This is a genomic window from Koromonas humicola (assembly GCF_059726255.1).
Window position 1 is genome coordinate 2,794,198 of record NZ_AP040873.1, and the last position, 16,704, is coordinate 2,810,901.

General features: G+C 53.1%; 15 protein-coding genes. 4 read left to right on the top strand and 11 right to left on the bottom strand.

The features are described 5' to 3' along the window. Window positions 1-10: 10 nt before the first annotated feature. From AC6IZD_RS12155 to nusG, 8 genes are all read right to left on the bottom strand, one after another. On the bottom strand, window positions 11-1,339 hold the full coding sequence (locus AC6IZD_RS12155; RefSeq protein WP_497783581.1) for an NAD(P)H-dependent oxidoreductase: 1,329 nt from the start codon (window positions 1,337-1,339) through the stop codon (window positions 11-13). 23 nt (window positions 1,340-1,362) lie between these two features. Then, complete coding sequence (locus tag AC6IZD_RS12160; protein WP_497783582.1) at window positions 1,363-2,211, bottom strand: glycosyltransferase family protein; 849 nt, start codon at window positions 2,209-2,211, stop codon at window positions 1,363-1,365. Window positions 2,212-2,229: 18 nt separating this feature from the next. Beyond that, on the bottom strand, window positions 2,230-3,324 hold the full coding sequence (locus AC6IZD_RS12165) for a glycosyltransferase family 2 protein (protein ID WP_497783583.1): 1,095 nt from the start codon (window positions 3,322-3,324) through the stop codon (window positions 2,230-2,232). 26 nt (window positions 3,325-3,350) lie between these two features. Then, window positions 3,351-3,917 carry a dTDP-4-dehydrorhamnose 3,5-epimerase gene (gene rfbC / locus AC6IZD_RS12170; protein ID WP_497783584.1) on the bottom strand — a complete coding sequence of 189 codons (567 nt, stop codon included), beginning with the start codon at window positions 3,915-3,917 and terminating at the stop codon, window positions 3,351-3,353. 32 nt (window positions 3,918-3,949) lie between these two features. Beyond that, the gene (locus tag AC6IZD_RS12175; RefSeq protein ID WP_497783585.1) at window positions 3,950-5,038 is read right to left on the bottom strand and encodes a hypothetical protein; all 1,089 of its coding nucleotides are present in this window, start codon (window positions 5,036-5,038) and stop codon (window positions 3,950-3,952) included. A gap of 19 nt (window positions 5,039-5,057) precedes the next feature. Next, window positions 5,058-6,212 carry a DegT/DnrJ/EryC1/StrS family aminotransferase gene (locus AC6IZD_RS12180; protein ID WP_497783586.1) on the bottom strand — a complete coding sequence of 385 codons (1,155 nt, stop codon included), beginning with the start codon at window positions 6,210-6,212 and terminating at the stop codon, window positions 5,058-5,060. Further along, on the bottom strand, window positions 6,187-7,893 hold the full coding sequence (locus AC6IZD_RS12185) for a Gfo/Idh/MocA family oxidoreductase (RefSeq protein WP_497783587.1): 1,707 nt from the start codon (window positions 7,891-7,893) through the stop codon (window positions 6,187-6,189). The genes AC6IZD_RS12180 and AC6IZD_RS12185 overlap by 26 nt, the downstream gene beginning before the upstream one ends. A 106-nt stretch (window positions 7,894-7,999) precedes the next feature. After that, a complete protein-coding gene (gene nusG, locus AC6IZD_RS12190; RefSeq protein ID WP_497783588.1) occupies window positions 8,000-8,584 on the bottom strand; it encodes a transcription termination/antitermination protein NusG in 585 nt (194 codons plus the stop codon). A 610-nt stretch (window positions 8,585-9,194) separates the two neighbouring features. Between nusG and AC6IZD_RS12195 the strand changes: the two genes are divergently transcribed. Genes AC6IZD_RS12195 through AC6IZD_RS12205 form a run of 3 tightly spaced genes read left to right on the top strand, consistent with a single transcriptional unit; the run spans window position 9,195 to window position 12,610 of the window. Next, on the top strand, window positions 9,195-10,718 hold the full coding sequence (locus tag AC6IZD_RS12195) for a GumC family protein (RefSeq protein WP_497783589.1): 1,524 nt from the start codon (window positions 9,195-9,197) through the stop codon (window positions 10,716-10,718). A gap of 6 nt (window positions 10,719-10,724) precedes the next feature. After that, on the top strand, window positions 10,725-11,645 hold the full coding sequence (locus AC6IZD_RS12200; RefSeq protein ID WP_497783590.1) for an ExeA family protein: 921 nt from the start codon (window positions 10,725-10,727) through the stop codon (window positions 11,643-11,645). Further along, window positions 11,642-12,610, top strand: a complete 969-nt coding sequence (locus AC6IZD_RS12205; protein WP_497783591.1) for a CpsD/CapB family tyrosine-protein kinase — start codon at window positions 11,642-11,644, stop codon at window positions 12,608-12,610. The genes AC6IZD_RS12200 and AC6IZD_RS12205 overlap by 4 nt, the downstream gene beginning before the upstream one ends. A gap of 12 nt (window positions 12,611-12,622) precedes the next feature. Here the strand turns inward: AC6IZD_RS12205 and AC6IZD_RS12210 are convergent, their stop codons facing one another. Further along, window positions 12,623-13,861, bottom strand: a complete 1,239-nt coding sequence (locus tag AC6IZD_RS12210; RefSeq protein ID WP_497783592.1) for a sugar transferase — start codon at window positions 13,859-13,861, stop codon at window positions 12,623-12,625. A 188-nt stretch (window positions 13,862-14,049) separates the two neighbouring features. On the opposite strand from AC6IZD_RS12210, the gene AC6IZD_RS12215 reads away from it, so the two are divergent. Beyond that, window positions 14,050-14,943: an exosortase/archaeosortase family protein gene (locus AC6IZD_RS12215; protein ID WP_497783593.1), complete on the top strand. Its 894-nt coding sequence runs from the start codon at window positions 14,050-14,052 to the stop codon at window positions 14,941-14,943. Between the two features lie 70 nt (window positions 14,944-15,013). Here AC6IZD_RS12215 and AC6IZD_RS12220 read toward each other — a convergent pair whose 3' ends face one another. Together AC6IZD_RS12220 and AC6IZD_RS12225 are read right to left on the bottom strand one after the other, a co-directional pair. Continuing rightward, on the bottom strand, window positions 15,014-15,343 hold the full coding sequence (locus tag AC6IZD_RS12220) for a PEP-CTERM sorting domain-containing protein (protein ID WP_497783594.1): 330 nt from the start codon (window positions 15,341-15,343) through the stop codon (window positions 15,014-15,016). A 120-nt stretch (window positions 15,344-15,463) separates the two neighbouring features. Then, window positions 15,464-16,558 carry a sigma-54 interaction domain-containing protein gene (locus AC6IZD_RS12225; RefSeq protein ID WP_497783595.1) on the bottom strand — a complete coding sequence of 365 codons (1,095 nt, stop codon included), beginning with the start codon at window positions 16,556-16,558 and terminating at the stop codon, window positions 15,464-15,466. Window positions 16,559-16,704 lie beyond the last annotated feature (146 nt).

The window sequence follows — 16,704 nt, forward strand, 5'->3', positions numbered from 1 at the left end:
CTGGAAGAAATTAGCGACCGAGGGGTGCCGGTTCAGGTGATTCCTGCGTCTCTTCAGAATGCGCAGGCCATAGTTCAAACTGCTGCCGCCACAGCGTCTCGACCAGCCCCGAGGGCTTAGCTTCTAAGTCCCTGAACGAGAGGACCTCGTCTTTAGCAACATCACGCATCAGGATGCGACCTTCTGAAAGCGCGATGGGCAAAGCAGAAATGCTTCGGGCCTCTGTCGTGTTTTCGATCAGCCCATAGGTGCAGAATCCACCAATGCCGTCGAGGCGCTCGCCTGCCTTCAGGTCGCGTTTCGCAACGGCAACCACCTCGCAGACGGGACCACCGATCGGAGCGACGGTTGCGTCCTGATGAATCATTGCTCGGCCGATCGTTGAGGCGATCTGTAGATGAGGCAAATGGAAAGGCGTGTAGAACGTATAGAACGGTCCATCTCCCAGCTTGTAATAGCTCAACTGCACTTTTTTCAGCGGGTTGTCCTCATAAATGACAACGAACGCTCCAGTGTGAGGAGCAGCTCCGAGGGCATAGTCAACCAATCCTGTTTCGAGCAGTTGTTCAGGCGGCAGAAGCCCAGAAATCTCGCGAACGTCTGTGCAGCTAGGACCGTACATTCCGCGCCGTCCTGCATGGAATCCAGTTGCGTTGGCCAGGACAGTCGTTTCCATGGACAACTTTGTGGAATCTGCAAATGACGTAACCTTCTTTACGTCCTGACCGTTTCTTTCGGCAAATGCTCGCTGCGTGTCAGGATTTCTGTAGTAGTCCACCATGCCCTTGATGTTTCCGGCAGCAACGGGGCGCAGCCCCAGCGTGCGGAGATAACGGAGCAGAGTCATGGCAACTCCGGGCTCGTCTCCGTCCGTGTGGGTCAGCACCACACCCGCCTTGTCGGCCTTTGACTTCAGAATGGGACCGATTAGTGAATCGAGTTCAGCGTTGACCAATACAACATTCTTACCATGATCAACTGCATCAAGCACGACCCGAGTCGCAGGTTCTACCGATCCAGTCACTTCGAGCACGATGTCAATGCAATCGCAACGTGTGAGCACCAAAGGATCGTCGGTGATAACAGGAACTCCGCGCGAAATGGATGATTCCGCCGCGCTCGCCGAATCGGCGCGATTCCACTTCTCGATGCCCGCTTCTCGGAACGCACGCTCCCCATGTTCAGGAGTGCGGTTTGCGATCGCTACGAGCCGCATGCCGGGAACGGGGGTTCCGAGTTGCAGTGCTACCGCTCGCCCTGTCGCACCGGCCCCAATCATTCCAACGCGAATCGGACGGCCGTCGATCTCCAATTGCTGAAGCGCTGTATCAACGTTCACAAGATCCTCCCAAGGTTGGCCGTTCAAGCGGCAGAAGAGCTCACTACGAGTTTTCCTGCCAGTGCCGCGTGATGGTTTCGTGCATCTCCATTTGTTCTCTTCCACAACGCCCACGGACCCGACGACGCGGTATAGAGACTCTCAAGGTGTTGTCTGTCCTTGAAGGTATCCATACTTGCCCAGAAACCGTCGTAGCGATAGCCAACCAGTTGCTGTTCGTTCACAAGTCTTTGGAACGGCTCAGCGACAAGTTCCTCATCCTGGCGGATGTAGTCGAAGATCCTGTTCTTGAAAATGAAAAAACCACCATTGATACGCATATCGACATTGCTGATGGCGTCGATGTTGGAGACCAGATTTTCATTTCCCTCTTCGAGCGTTACCACATGGTAGCTGAGATTAGGCCGCACGCAGAGAAAGCTCGCGACCTTGTCATGCTCGTGAAAGTGCTCCAACTGCGATGGAAGGTGTAGGTCAGTCAGTCCGTCGCTGTAATTGGCGAAGAACTCTTCTTCACCTTCAAGGTATTGTTCTACTGCCTTCAGCCGTTGGCCGATATTGGTATTCAGTCCGGTGTCGGCAAACGTGATCTTCCAGTCCTGGATATCGCTGTTGAGTAGCTCCAACTTCTTCCCGCCACTGGAAAGGACAAAATCGTTGGAGACACACTCGTTGTAATTGAGGAAGTAATCCTTAATCACATCGGCGCGATAGCCTAGACAGAGTATGAAGTCGCGATGCCCGAAATGAGCATAGTACTTCATCACATGCCACAAAATCGGACGATACCCAATTTGCACCATCGGCTTCGGGATGTTTTCTGCGTCTCGAATCCGGAGTCCCAAGCCTCCACAAAATAGAACCACTTTCATTGTTGCCCCCCAATTCCACTAATCCTTTTGCATCCACGCCGGAACAATCTCTTTGCCACTCGAAGTGGCTTTCTTCTGAACAACCCGATACTCGCCAGATGCCCGGGTCAGCGCGATTCGCTTCCGAAGTTTCTGAATTGCCAATCCTGGGTTGATCGCTTCTTCAAGGATCATTGCGACGCCTGCTCTGAGAAGGTCGGTTCGATGAAGCGGGTACCCGAGTTCCTCAAGTCTGCCGCGGTGGTATCGCCAGAACTCCTGATCCCGCGATTTCGACCACAGGTTCACGACGAGATAACGATGGTATGCGTGCAGCGTCTTGCGAATTTGATCTGTTACTTCGTGTGGCGACAGGTAATAGCGCCCGTACTGAATCAGGTCATTGAGCGCAGCTGATAAGTAGCGATTGATCTTGAGTGATTCGGCAGTTTGCGTTTCACTGTGGATCCGCTCGAATGCCAACACCTCGTACACAAATCCGAAGTCCGAAGTTTGTAGACAGACATAGCACGCACTCGTGTCTGAATGCGGCGAAGAGTTGGGATAGAACATCGGGCTGTTACGAACCAGGTCACCGCGGTACATCAGTGAGGTCGGACTCCCGATCCCGAACACAGGCTGTCCATCTACGAATACCTGATTTTCGAGGAAATACTGACGACCGATGCTGCGGCCATCGAAGACTTGTGTCGGGTAACGAAACCCTTGCCACTTCACGACTGTTCCGCTGACTTGGAAACAACCAACAATTCCTACCGACGGGCTTGCCTCACACAGTTCGACTAATCGCTCAATGCACTTGGGAAAGATCGCGTCGTCGGCGGAAACCACTTTGCAGTACTTGGCTTCCGGCGAAATCAGGCCAAATGCCTTGTTGTGATTCGAGATGACATCCAGAAATTCGTCGTTGGAATAGACGCGAATCCTTTGATCTATCTCCGCGTACTTATTCGCGATTTCCAGCGTTGCATCTGTGCTGCAGTTATTGACGATGAGGTATTCGAAGTTTTGATAAGTCTGCTTCAGAACACTCTCTATGCACTCCCCTAAATAGGAAGCTCCGTTGAAGACCGGGGTGACGACACTAACCAGCGGTTGGTCAGGTGTTTTCATATCTGATCTCTAGTCCGAGGGATTGTTCAGCGTGCGACGCAGCTTTCGACTAAGGGCCAGTTGCAATCCTGTTGAGATATGGCGCTGACAGGCAACGGCCAATGGATTTTGAAGGCGGGATCATCAAAGCGCACGCCGCGAGCTTTATTTGGCGTATAGACGGCTGATGCCATGTAATGCATCTCGGTGTCGTTTTGCAGTGTTTGATATCCGTGCGCACAACCTTCAGGCAGATACATCATTCGACCGTTCTGTTGCGTCAACTCCATTGCATACCACTTCCCGTAAGTCGGTGAGGTAGGCCTCACGTCGAGTACAACGTCGAACATTGCTCCGCTGGTGCAACGAACGAGCTTTGCTTCAAGTGCTGGTGCAATCTGATAATGCATACCCCGCAGTGTGCCCTTCTTAACGCTTGATCCAAAGCTGGCCTGCAAGGGAACAAAGTTGATGCCATGATCTGCGAATTCGTTCAGACACCACGCTCTCATAAAGTGCCCACGATCATCGCTCCTAACCACAGGCTCAATGACGAATGCACCGGGTATTCCCGTCTCAATGAATCGAAGTGAATTGCTCTCGTTAGCAGCCATGTATTGCACCAGTGGTGAGGTAAATGCGGAATTCACATGCACGAAGAAGGAGCTGTTGCAGCACCCTCGAGCTCGGACTTTACTTCCGGAGCGCTCGAGTTAACTCTTTCCAGCCAAATCTCTCTCCAATACGGATACATGCTCTTGGGACAGAGCATCCGGCACGGACTGTAACGCGCCTGACAGACCACGTCATCAAGCACAATGCCGGGGGTTTTCATCTCGACCATGTTCGCAGTCTTTTCATCTATAAGACGGGATATGCTCCTAAGAACGCGATAGGTCTTGCCACAATAAGGTACGAGCTCAGCGTCCCAGTACATTCCACGATTCCGGTTAGAGCTATCCACGGTCTTCAGTATCTCCTCCTGCGTCTTGATGCGAACCAACTCACCTGGCTGCAGATTGAGTTTGAGGGATGGCGTCGGCTCACCCTCAGGAATACTGCCGGAAGTGCGGGGAAATGGAGTGCCGCCCCACAATTTATGGAATTTGTTGTAGAACCATCGCATGGCCGGACCCAGTCCAATGCCTGCTTGGCAGAGATGGTAATAACAGGAGTAGACCAGCGCATCTACTACGCGCCGCAACGGTACATTTCCAGAGGTGTAGTCCTCGATGTACTGATTGATGTCCCACCACGCCAAAGGCTTGGTAGCGTTCCGGATGCGTGTGGCCTGACAGATATATTTCGGAGCCGCGCCCGAGTAGACCACCTTGGTGTGCGCCCAAACTGCTGCTTCGGTACAGCCAGGGTTCACACTGCTCGAGCCTATATCCACCAGTGTTGCGGTGTGGTCCTGTGGCGCGGGGATGCGCTTCAACCAGGCAGTCTTCCAGTACAGCAGACATCCAGCTTGGCAACCATCATGCGCTTCTCCATCACAACGCGTTTTCAAGTGCACAGTGTTCTCAAGCCGCCGCGTGTGGTATGGGTACGAAGTTGAGTAGTCGCAGGTCTTATGCGCTCGCTTGTGGACCTGGAACCTTTGTCCGCAGAAGCGAAACATCTCCGGCATAAAAGTCATTCCCTCCAACTCTCCGTTCTCATCGAGAGTTTTCAGGACCTCCTCCTTGCCGAGGACCTCTACCCAATCACCAACACGCAGTTTCTTGATCATGGATGCGCGAAGACTCCGATTACGCGACCTTCTTTTGCGCAATGCCCACGGACGACGGTGCCGCCATTGTCTTTTCGGCGTATTCGCCCACTGCCTGCACCACGTATCGTAGCTGTTTATCGCTGAGCTCTGGGTACACAGGAATTGCTAATGACTCCTTCGCCGCCTTTTCACTTTCAGGGAACGCGCCTTCCTTGTATTCGAGGTAGGCGAAACACTCCTGAAGGTGCATAGGAACTGGGTAGTAGACTTCGCTGCCGACTCCCTTGTTCTTTAGGTGTGCCTGTAGCTCGTCGCGCGAGGAACTGCGAACCACGCATTGATTGAAGATGTGACGATTGGTCACAACAGACGGCAATTCGATCGGAAGATCAAGTTCACCAAACAGCTTGGTGTACTTGCGGGCATTCTCCTGACGCGCGGCCGTCCAAGAATCAAGATGTGGCAGCTTTGCGAGTACAACGGCTGCATGGATAGCATCGAGCCGGAAATTTCCGCCGACGATCCTGTGATAGTACTTTGGCTTAGACCCGTGTCCGCGGAGGATTCGCAGCTTCTCCGCACGCTGCGGATCATTGGTGACGATCATTCCACCATCGCCAAAAGCACCCAGATTCTTGGATGGAAAGAATGAGAAGCAGCCGTAGTGCCCGATGGACCCGGCGCGCCTTCCCTTGTACTCAGCACCAACGGCCTGAGCTGCATCTTCGATCACCACCAGATTGTGCGCGCGAGCGAGATCCATGATCGGATCCATATCTGCCATTTGACCAAAGAGATGAACCGGCAGGATCACCTTGGTTTTCTCGGTGATCTTAGAGGCGATCTGTGAAGGCTCCATGTTGTACGTGAGTGGATCGATGTCAACGAACACCGGCTTTGCTCCGAGCCTAGAGATCGCACCCACCGTAGCAAAGAACGTGTAGGTCGTGGTGATCACTTCATCACCCGGACCAATACCTTCCGCCATCAAGCAGGCCAGCAACGCGTCGCTGCCAGATGAGACACCGATGCCGAAGGCACACTGTGAGTAGGCCGCAATTGCGCTCTCGCATTGCTCAACTTTGGGACCGAGAATGAAGTGCTGCGTATCGAGCACCTCAGCAATGGCCGAATCTATTTCATCTTTGATAGTTGCGTACTGAGCCTTAAGATCGAGCAGCGGAACATTCATATTTTGCTTTCTCTTTTGTCTGCTTGTAGGACTTGATTCCAACTCTTAACTCGGCAGGTAGAGGAGCTTCTTCATCGAGGTCAAGACAGCGCAACACCCCGGGGTCAACCTCTGAGTACCTGTACCCGCTTTCTGGACAACGCATGACGCCAGCCGAGTCCGGGTCCGTGAGTCGATGACCATGCCGACTCATCCAACCGACCTGGCGCGCGGGGTTTCCCATGACCAACGCGAAGTCCGGAACATCCTTTGTTACAACTGAGCCTGCGGCAATAAAGGCGTAGCGCCCAATCGTGACGCCGCATACGATGGTTGCATTTGCACCGATCGTGCAGCCTCTCTTCAATGTTGTTGGCTCATAGAGCGAGTGGCGATTTACTTGAGAGCGGGGATTCGTGACATTGGTGAGAACGCAAGATGGTCCTAGGAAAACATCGTCTTCGATCACGGCACCGGTATAAACAGAGACGTTGTTTTGGATCTTCACATTGTTGCCAATGACTGTTCCACCATCTACGTTTACGTTTTGGCCGATAACGCATTGCTCACCGACCTCAGCACCTTTCATGACGTGAGAGAAGTGCCAGACCTTCGTCCCCTTGCCGATTGCTGCACCATCATCGACAAACGCCGAGGGGTGCACAAAGTAGGGACGCTCTGGCCTGACTTCGATCACAGGCATTTGAATGCTGGTACCGGGCCTGCCCAGCGCGCGTTCGCACGCGTCCAGAACGCGAAGCACCCGCAAGCCTTCCGCTCCGTTGCTTACCGGTGACGTTCTGCTTTCAATGCAGTCCAGGAAATGCAGGCATTCTTCCCGCAGTGGTTCCTTGTTTTCGATCTCGACGACTTCGCCATTAGCTTTGATTGCGTTCGGAATTCGGTTCTTCCACTCAACCTTATGTGGATACAGGACCAACTTGTGCTCCGCCGTATCATCGAACACTGCCATCTTTTCCGAGCCGACGACGACCAGGCGCTGCTCTTTTATTGGATGGAGCCAACTGACGAAGATATGTGCCTGCACTCCGCTGGGGAATTCGAAATGACTGAGAGTGACGTCGGCAATAGCCGAGTTTAAGTAGGCGCCACCATGGCAGGTCAAGCGCGTCGGCATCTCATCGAGCAGAGACAGAATTACTGAAATGTCGTGCGGCGCAAAGCTCCACAGAATGTTCTCTTCGCTCCGAATCTTCCCGATGTTGAGGCGGTTTGAGTATAAGTAGTTGATCTTGCCGAGTGTTCCATCACTGATTAGCTGCTTCAGTTTCAGAATCGCTGGGTGATAGCGGAGAATGTGACCGACCATGAGGATGCGCCCGTTCGCTTCCGCGATACGCACGAGTTCTTCTCCCTCATTCACATTCACTGCCAGGGGCTTCTCAACAAGCACATCCTTCCCTGCAAGCAGGGCTCGCTTGGCCAAGTCATGGTGAGTCACCGCAGGGGTTGATAGTGCCAAAGCCGTTATCGATTCATCTGCAAGAAGTGCCTCAAACTCGCGATAGAACTTGATTCCCGAGTACTGGCTGAGACACTTCTGCTCGACTGCCGCTTCTCCATCACATAGCGCCGCGAGTGCATTCAATTCATAAAAGTTCCGGACCAGGTTTTTGCCCCAGTAGCCCACTCCTACCACGGCAACCTTGGGGCGCGAGTTTATGGTCGGCGTAACATTCATCGATTCGTGTCTCCAGTAACAAATTCATAGAAGCGAACTGAAAAGCGGTCAGCGCGCCAGATCATTGCGGTTCGAGAACGCTTGGGACATTTGAAGATGTTGCAAGCTAGGCGGGTACCTTGATGCCGGTTGACTGAACAGGCTCGACAGAGTATCCGGTAATCGCAAGTTCCAAGGATTGCTGAATTAGCTCAACGGAGATCACAACGCTGTCTCCGTTTTTATGTCGTTTCAGAATTCCTTCCACGCCATCGAGTGCGCCTCCGCGAATACGAACTCGCTGGCCGATCTGAAGGTATTCGCAGGATGACAGAGGAACTCCATTGGCGAGGACTGTCTGAATGCTCTCAATCTCGGATTCCGGTACTGCCGCAGGCATCCCATTGACGCTGACAAAGCGAAACACACCAGCGGTCCTCAGGATTTCAAGGCGCTCCGTCGGGTTCATGCTTAAGTTCACAAACACGTAGCACGAGAACAGTGGCAGCTCTACCGTTTTTGTCCGGTCGCTCCATCGATGCTCCTGTTGCAACGTTGGGACGTATGCCTTGATGCCTCGTCGCTGGAGGTCGTGGCAGATACGCTTCTCGTGCCGGGCACGCGTTTGAATCGCATACCATCGGGGTTCCACCGTGAAGCTATGTCCGGTTGCTGATACAAAGGCAGCGACATTATCTTTGTGCCCTTCCATAGCTTCGCCCTCTGAGTCACATGTCGTGACCCAATTCCATAGAATTCGCGAACCGCCTGACCATGGGTTATCCGCCCAAAGGACTGCCTTATTTCGCAACATCACGCGGCAGAAGCCATAGTGCAGTTGAGCAGCCAAACCAACACTTTTGTTATTAGGTTCAGGACGCAATCAGAGTGGGCGTACTCAGGTCGGAACAGCGCCATGTTCTGCACCAACTCCGGGGATCAGCTCCAGAAGAGCTGCGGAATGGTCCCGAGTAGGCAAGAATTTGCATTCCCAAGCGAAAGTCGGTGCCTCAGGTACCACAACGCAACGGGAAATCCTCGGTGTTCATCCGAACGCGTCCTCAAAAACCCCGGATGGGGTGCGTCGTGTGCCTTAGCCCGTTTGGGCTGGTGGGAAATCGAGTGACTCAAAGGTAGGAAAAACTTTTCACAATTGCCTATTGCGTTACTCTTTTGCGCTCCTGCTCAGGACTGCATCATACGGGTGGTGGGTGTCTGTTTCCATTCGGTCGCATGTTTTGCTGGATATAAAGGAAGCTATTTTAGCTATGCAAAAACCAAAGGCAGAGTGAATTGGCAACCACCTTGCAGTCAGAAAGCGTATGGAAGAAGAAGAGCAATCAATCAGTTTCGAGAAGCTCCTCGGAGTATTTCGGCGACGGTTCTGGTGGATAACCGTCCCGGCCTTGCTTGGGCCAATATGCGCCATAGCCCTTTCCTTCGTGGTGACGCCGGTCTATACGTCGCAGGCGTTCGTGCTTGTTGAGCAACCCAAAGTCTCGGACAAGTTCGTTACCCCGATGATCACGGACGAACTTGATGCGCGCTTAATGACCATGAAGGAGCAGATTCTCAGTCGAACCCGACTGGAGCCCATCATTCAATCTCTCGCACTCTATAAAGACGCTCGCAAAGCTTCCATGGAAGACAAGGTCGAGAAGTTGCGCCGGGCGGTTGACGTCAAGACGATTCGCAATGAAAACGGTAGGGCTCCGTCGGGCTTCTACATTATGGCTGAGACCGACAACCCTCGTACGGCGCAGGCCGTGTGTTCCGAGATTCTGTCGATGTTTATGAGCGAGAACCTGAAGGTACGTCAGCAACATGCTGCTGGAACCACTCAGTTCTTGGCCGACCAGCTTGCGGAAGCAAAGAGCAGGCTTGATGAACAGGACGCCAGACTCGCCGAGTTCAAGAGAAAATACATCGGGCAGTTGCCAAGTGACGAGCAGCGCAATCTGGAGATGCTCACTTCAACGAGGGCTCGCCTTGAATCTGCAAACCAGGAACTTAGCCAGGCACAGCAGCAGCGCATCGTGCAGGAATCCGTACTCTCGCAGCAGTTACTCGCTCGGAAGCCATTGCCGAGTGGCGCAAACCGCAGTGAGCTTCAAACACAGATCGCGGTTCAGCAAACAGCTCTCGCTGGGTTGAAGGCAAAGTACACTGATGCACACCCTGACGTTGTCAAGGCAAAAGCTCAGCTTGCTCAACTTCAAGAACAGTTGAAGGGTGCCGCTAATGCCCCGCCAGATCCCGCCCAACAGAAAGAAGACTTGGCGACCGAATCACCCGAAACACGCCAGGCACGTGTGTCCCTGAGACTAACGGAAGAGATGATCCGCAGTAAGAGAGCCGAGCAATTGCGGCTTGAGCAGGACGTCAAGACGCTGCAGGGGCGCTTGCAACTAAGCCCGGGCGTGGAAGAGCAATATAAGTCTCTGACGAGAGATCATGACGCTGCGCTGCAGTTCTACAACGAGATTCTGAATAAGAAAACACAGTCAGAAATGGCAACGGACCTGGAACGCCGCCAGGAAGGCGAGCAGTTCCGGATGCTCGATCCTCCAGATTTGCCCGCTAAACCCACCTTCCCTAACCGTCTGAAATTCATGGCCGCCGGGCTTATTTTCGGTCTGACCCTCGGGTCCGCATTTGCCTATGGGATTGAGCGCAGGGAGAACTTTATTCGTACCGAGCAGGATGTTGTAGATGTTCTCGGACTCCCTGTTTTGGCTGGAATTCCAGAAGTAGTACCACGGGAAACTGACAAAGTTGCATCAGTTCCGTTTAAGAAGGCGAAACGCGATATTGGTTCTGAACAGAATCACCGGATCAGGGCGTGATCATCCATGTACGAAAAACATTTCAAGCTCACGAGCGCGCCATTCAACCTGAACCCTGATCCACGGTTCCTCTACGTGACGGAACCAATCAGGGAAGCTCTGGCGACGCTCGCCTATGGAATTACAAATCGCAAGGGATTCATTGTTCTTACCGGAGACGTTGGAACAGGTAAGACTACCTTACTGAATGTCTTCATGCAGTGGTTGACGAAGCAGGCCGCCGACAGCGCATTCATCTTCAATCCCAGAATGCGCCCTGATGAGTTTCTTGATTTCATGATGGCCGACTTTGGGATTTCCTGCGATGCGGCGATGAAGAGCCGACGCCTGCTTGCCCTGAACAGTTGGCTTTTGGAAAGGCACGAACTCGGACGTCCAGTGGTTCTGGTCGTCGATGAGGCACAGCAAATGTCTGCGGACACGCTTGAGGAGCTCAGACTGCTCACCAATCTCGAGACTCCTACGCAAAAGTTGCTGCAGATCGTGCTATCCGGGCAAACAGAACTGGAAGAGATCCTCGCACGACCGTCGCTGCGACAATTGCGGCAGCGGGTCACCTTGCGTTGCCGAACGTTGCCTCTTTCCCAGTCTCAGACGGCAGAGTACATCATGCGCCGCATTCGAGTGGCGGGTAGGCAAGACAACGATTCAATCTTCTTGCCCGAAGCGATTGCCCTGATTCATCGATATTCAATGGGAATCGTGCGCCTGATCAACTTGCTATGTGATCACGGAATGATTGGTGCTTTCTGTGATGGTGAGCAAAGAGTTTCCGCCCGGCACATCGAAAACGCGGCGAGTGAGCTCCAGATTAGTAGAAAGCATAGTTCGCTTCATGTGACGAATGATGACTTCACAGAAGCTTCCGTGAGCACAACGTTGAAGTCGCACGACTACGACCCGCTGGTGAAGGGAATCTATAAATGAGCCGCATCCACGAAGCTCTGCAAAAAGCTCGTCAGCAAGGCGTGAGCATTAGCTCGGATATTCCGAACGTTGACGATATTATTGCCGCAAGATTAACTTCCCCCGAACCAGAACCGGCTGGCGATATCACAGCCAACGCCGTCCCTGTCGGAATGGTTGAGACCGTCAGCGATCCCGTACCAAACGAAAGCAGTGCGGCAGTCAACGTCAGCTCGATTGTTGGAAAGTGCCCAACTCGCAACTGGCCTATCCATGGCAGGAATCTTGTTTTCCTTGGCAACGACTCTCAGGTGGCTGGACAGGAGCAATTCCGCACGCTTCGCTCTCGCCTATATCAGATTCAGCGTGCGGGATCATTGCAAGTACTTTGTGTGACCAGTGCTGTTCCAGGGGAAGGCAAGAGCTTCGTATCCGCCAATCTAGCGCACGCCTTTGCGCTACAGGGTGAGCATAAGGTGCTTATCATCGACGCCGATATGCGGCGTGTCGGGGGCCTGTCAAATATTCTGGAGTGTCCAACCGGCCCCGGCCTTAGTGATTACTTGGCAGGAAGTATTAGCGCTGAAAGCGTAGTTCAATCTGGATCGCTGGAAGGTCTTTACCTAATTCCTTGCGGAACGCACGTAGCCAACTCCGGAGAGCTCGTGGGTAACTCGAGATTCCATCGATTGATTGAGGTTATGAGGGCTTCGTTCGACTGGATTCTCATCGACACGCCGCCGGTCGTTCCTTTGTCGGACGCCCGAGTTATCTCCGAAGTGAGCGATGGCGTGCTGCTCGTCGTGGGTGCGCGATCTACACCTGCAACACTGGCGAAACGTGCGATGCAGGAATTTACGCGCGACAAGCTACTGGGTGTTGTATTGAACCGCTCGGCTGAAGGATCAGCGTCCTACTACTCGTCATATGGATATGGGTATCACTATGGAAAACCAGCAGCCAGCCAGACGGGTAAGGCTGGCTAAGGCCTACCTGTACTAGTGCGCGCCACTACCTCCGAGGACGGCGAGCGGCGTCTGCAGCAGGATTTTCACATCAAGCCACGGTGACCAGTTTCGTGCATATTGCAGGTCAAGCCGGACCATGTCGTTGAAGCCGATACGGCTTCTTCCGCTAACCTGCCATAGTCCTGTTATCCCGGGCTTGAGTTCAAGAACCCTACGCTGGTGCCAAAGATCGTAGCACTCAACTTCGTAAGGGATCGGGGGCCTTGGGCCTACGAGCGACATATCGCCGCGCAAAACGTTCCAGAGTTGAGGGAGTTCATCCAAGCTCGATTTCCGCAGAAACTTGCCAATGGGAGTTACGCGAGGATCGGTGGTGAGTTTGAAAACGCCTTCGCCCTTGTCGTTTTTGTTCTTGGACGCTGTGCCCCTGATGAAATCCTTCACGTAGTTTTCGTGAAGCGACGCGTCGTTTTGCGCCCTCATTGAACGAAACTTCAGGAAGGTGAAAGGCGACCCTCCATAGCCCACCCTCGTCTGGCGAAACAACACTGGCCCTCGAGATCCGCATTTTACGGCCAGCGCGATCGCAGCCATCAAGGGCGATAAAGCAATGAGCAAAGCTGCGGAGCCCACTATGTCCATCAAGCGCTTCACACGGAGTAGCAGTCTCGTCTTCCTGGACGGAACCGCCGTTTGCCCATAGATGCTCTTTGTTAATTCATCAACTTTGTGGACCGGACTGGCTAGATCTATTGGAAGTATGTGTACGGAGGCACCCATAATCTCCGTTACTCCACTTTGCTTAAGTGCAACCTTCAGCTTTTGCAGGATGGCTTCTTGAGCAAGCTCCGGCGTTGTATTCCCGAGCTCTGGGAACAGAACTCCAAGAACGGAATTCTCTTCATACCATCCTAGAGAGTCCGTCTCCCGAGTAGTCGTAGAGAGCGCAGTCGCGATGGGCAGCACACTGGTCTGCTGGCGTTCGAACCCGGCGAGCAGCCCCAGAATGAACCGTTTCTTCGATCGCTCTGCGCGACGACACTCAATTGCGATCTGGTGCAGGAACTGCTGCTGCGACTCTATCGGCTTCACGTGGAAGGCGAGCGTCGGCTTGGGAACAGAGGCATTCACAGTTATGTCCTTTTGACGACGGTACTGCGCGACGAGCATTACAAAGAATGCAATTGCACTTCCATAGTTCTGCTTGCGCAGTGATCGACAGCTCAGGGTTCCAGAGGGCGCTACCTGAAGAAACTGAAGGACATGCAATCACCTCTGTTTTGACGTCCTGCACTTGTGCCGGGTTTTTGCCCAACGGCTCGGAAAAGTGCTTTCCGTTGCTGCAACTCGTTTCCTACTCTCTTCCTCTATTGGAGTATCGAAATGCACCAGATTTTCGATCGGCAGGTTTGTTCGGCAATCGATGTGCACAGGATTGAACATGAAAGGAGGGCCAGGTGGGAATTGATATTCACCCGCGGCCACGACTGTTAATCCATCACGCGACATTCGCCATCATTTGCGTAATTGCGGCAGCGAATATTCACGAAAATCTGCTTGCATGGTTCGCAGTTTCGCGAACAAGTGAGCAATCATCCAATCTGTGGTTGATCCCCCTGATCTCTGCTTTTCTGCTATTCCAAAAGCGACGGGAGATATTCGCAAACACACAGGCTACTCCGTTGGCGCTCGGTCTGGTCCTGGCCGGATTGGCAATGGAGACCATTGGATTGAGTTCATTGCCGCAGGTCACCGCGTCGGATCAAATCGTCCTGGCGGTTGTTGGATTCCTGATAGCGGTTGGTGGTGCCTTCGTCGCCTGCTACGGCAGCATAGCGTGGCAAAAAGCGTGTTTTGCTCTCGGCTTTTTGCTCTTCGCGGTTCCCTTCCCTGACTGGATACTGAATTCTGTGGTGCGGTGGCTACAATGGGGATCGTCCATCGTAGTCAGTGCTCTTTTCTGGATGCTAAGGGTTCCCTTCGTGCGTGAAGGAACAAGCTTCTACCTAAGCAGCGGGCTGGACATAGACATTGCGCCTGAGTGCAGTGGAATACGCTCCAGTTACGCCCTGCTAGTACTGTCGTCCCTACTCGCCTACTTTTTCCTCCGAAAGAGGTCATACCGATTTCTGCTCATAGCGGCCGTTCTTCCGCTGGCCCTGATCAAGAATGGCATCCGCATTGTCACCCTGTGTCTACTGACAATGCACGTGGATCCTTCCATCATCAATGGGCCGCTGCACCAGAAAGGCGGATTTGTATTCTTTGGGTTGGCTCTAGCTATGGAGGGCGGACTCTGTTGGTTCCTGCAAGATCGTGAGCGCCGGAGCGAAAAACTCCTGAGCCGATAACAACGAAAAACTCGAACAGTGCCGCAGGTTCACGTGCGCTGTTCGAGTTATTGAAAGCCCGGAGTTTGGTCTAACGCACGGTTGCTTTGCGCTTCAAAGATGAAGCACCTAACAACATCGCTGTCCCAAATGCCAGAAGGCTGCCGGGTTCCGGAACTGACTTTTGGTGACCTGGAGGATCGCCATGGCCGATTCGACCTAGGCGACCATTCCAATGTCCACCACGCGCCTCAACTCTGTACATGCTCGTCGAAGCTACATCAGTTCTGACCGGGAGCCCCTTATTCCCAAGGGTATGCGCCTCTCTATCCGCGAATGCGGTTAGTGATAACGCAAGAATGCAAATAGCAACTGCTTGGGTCTTTTTAAGCATTTGCGGCTCCACAACTGCAAGGTACATCACGAACCTATGATGCAACTTACGTGCCAGAAGGTTTGTATCGCGATTTGAATGACTTAGGTGTCCAGGCCGTGTTTCAGTATGCAATCATTTGCGGAAGAAGAACGTAATCCTGCCTGCTTAGACCGCTTCTGAGTTTTCGATTGTCTGCTCTATTTCAGTAGGTTCGGAATCAACGGCGGCTGCCTTCTGCGTTACCGCACGAAGCCGCGGAATACCGTTGTCGCGGATTTTATACATAAGAGCGCGATAGCTGATCTTCAAGGCTCGTGCGGCGCTAGTCCGGTTTCCATGATGTGCGAGCAAGACGCGGGAGATGATTTTGTATTCCAGTTCGCGCACCGCACGACGAGTAATCTGCTTCAGGGAGATGTCGCCGTCCAGCGGAATTTCAGGCGTGTAGATTGCGTTTTCTTTACGACTGACGTCCGCAAGCGACGCATCTTCCTGCCCGAAAATCACATACCGACGAATCACATTCTCAAGCTCGCGGATATTTCCGTGCCACTGGCATTCCATCAGCTTCTTCATACCAGCTTCGGAGAAATGCGGAGTCCTGCGGCTGAACACGCCATTGTAGTGATCGACAAAGTAGTTAGCCAGCATTGGAATGTCGCCACGTCGCTCCGCCAATGACGGCAGTGTGATAGCGATTCCATCAAGTCGATAAAAGAGGTCTTGTCGGAAAATGCCGCTCCCCATGTCGTCTTCGAGGCAATGATTGGTCGCGGAGACGATGCGTACCTCAACTTTGTGCTCCGTCTCTCCGCCAATGCGGCAGAACTTTCCATCTTGTAACACCTGCAAGAGCTTTGCCTGTAAACCCGCATCCAGATCCCCAATTTCGTCCAGAAAGAGAGTTCCAGTATTGGCAGCCTCGAAACGCCCCGCCTTCCTTGTGTATGCACCGGTAAAGGCGCCACGCTCATACCCGAAGAGTTCGCTTTCCATCAGGGAGCCTGGAATCGCCGGACAATTCACTTTCACGAATGGACCGTTGCTCCATGGAGAGTTAACGTGCACAAGTTTTGCGATGATCTCTTTCCCAGTACCACTCGCGCCACGAATCAGAACTGGGATATTTGTCCTTGCAGCTTGCTCCAACTTAGTCCGGACAAGTTGCATGGTCGGCGTCGATCCGAAGATCACATCCAAGGGCGGCATGTCCTGGCCTGCGACAAAGTAACGCTCTCCTCCATCCGCGGTTCTGAGCATGCGGCAATAGCCTCCCACGCGGTTTGGAGCACGTTTCAAACCAAACCAAACACATCTCCGGAACCAGAACCAGCCGATTTTCAGCAGATTACAGCGCTACCTCAGATTTCTAATTGCACGATGTCCTTCTGAACAGGCACACACGT

Bases quoted from the DNA above. Each gene is read 5' to 3' on its own strand.
- nusG (WP_497783588.1), bottom strand. From the start codon at position 8,584: ATGGAAGGGCACAAAGATAATGTCGCTGCCTTTGTATCAGCAACCGGA.
- AC6IZD_RS12225 (WP_497783595.1), bottom strand. From the start codon at position 16,558: ATGCTCAGAACCGCGGATGGAGGAGAGCGTTACTTTGTCGCAGGCCAG.
- AC6IZD_RS12180 (WP_497783586.1), bottom strand. From the start codon at position 6,212: ATGAATGTTCCGCTGCTCGATCTTAAGGCTCAGTACGCAACTATCAAA.
- AC6IZD_RS12185 (WP_497783587.1), bottom strand. From the start codon at position 7,893: ATGAATGTTACGCCGACCATAAACTCGCGCCCCAAGGTTGCCGTGGTA.
- AC6IZD_RS12160 (WP_497783582.1), bottom strand. From the start codon at position 2,211: ATGAAAGTGGTTCTATTTTGTGGAGGCTTGGGACTCCGGATTCGAGAC.
- AC6IZD_RS12200 (WP_497783590.1), top strand. From the start codon at position 10,725: ATGTACGAAAAACATTTCAAGCTCACGAGCGCGCCATTCAACCTGAAC.
- AC6IZD_RS12175 (WP_497783585.1), bottom strand. From the start codon at position 5,038: ATGATCAAGAAACTGCGTGTTGGTGATTGGGTAGAGGTCCTCGGCAAG.
- rfbC (WP_497783584.1), bottom strand. From the start codon at position 3,917: ATGGCTGCTAACGAGAGCAATTCACTTCGATTCATTGAGACGGGAATA.
- AC6IZD_RS12195 (WP_497783589.1), top strand. From the start codon at position 9,195: ATGGAAGAAGAAGAGCAATCAATCAGTTTCGAGAAGCTCCTCGGAGTA.
- AC6IZD_RS12205 (WP_497783591.1), top strand. From the start codon at position 11,642: ATGAGCCGCATCCACGAAGCTCTGCAAAAAGCTCGTCAGCAAGGCGTG.
- AC6IZD_RS12220 (WP_497783594.1), bottom strand. From the start codon at position 15,343: ATGTACCTTGCAGTTGTGGAGCCGCAAATGCTTAAAAAGACCCAAGCA.
- AC6IZD_RS12165 (WP_497783583.1), bottom strand. From the start codon at position 3,324: ATGAAAACACCTGACCAACCGCTGGTTAGTGTCGTCACCCCGGTCTTC.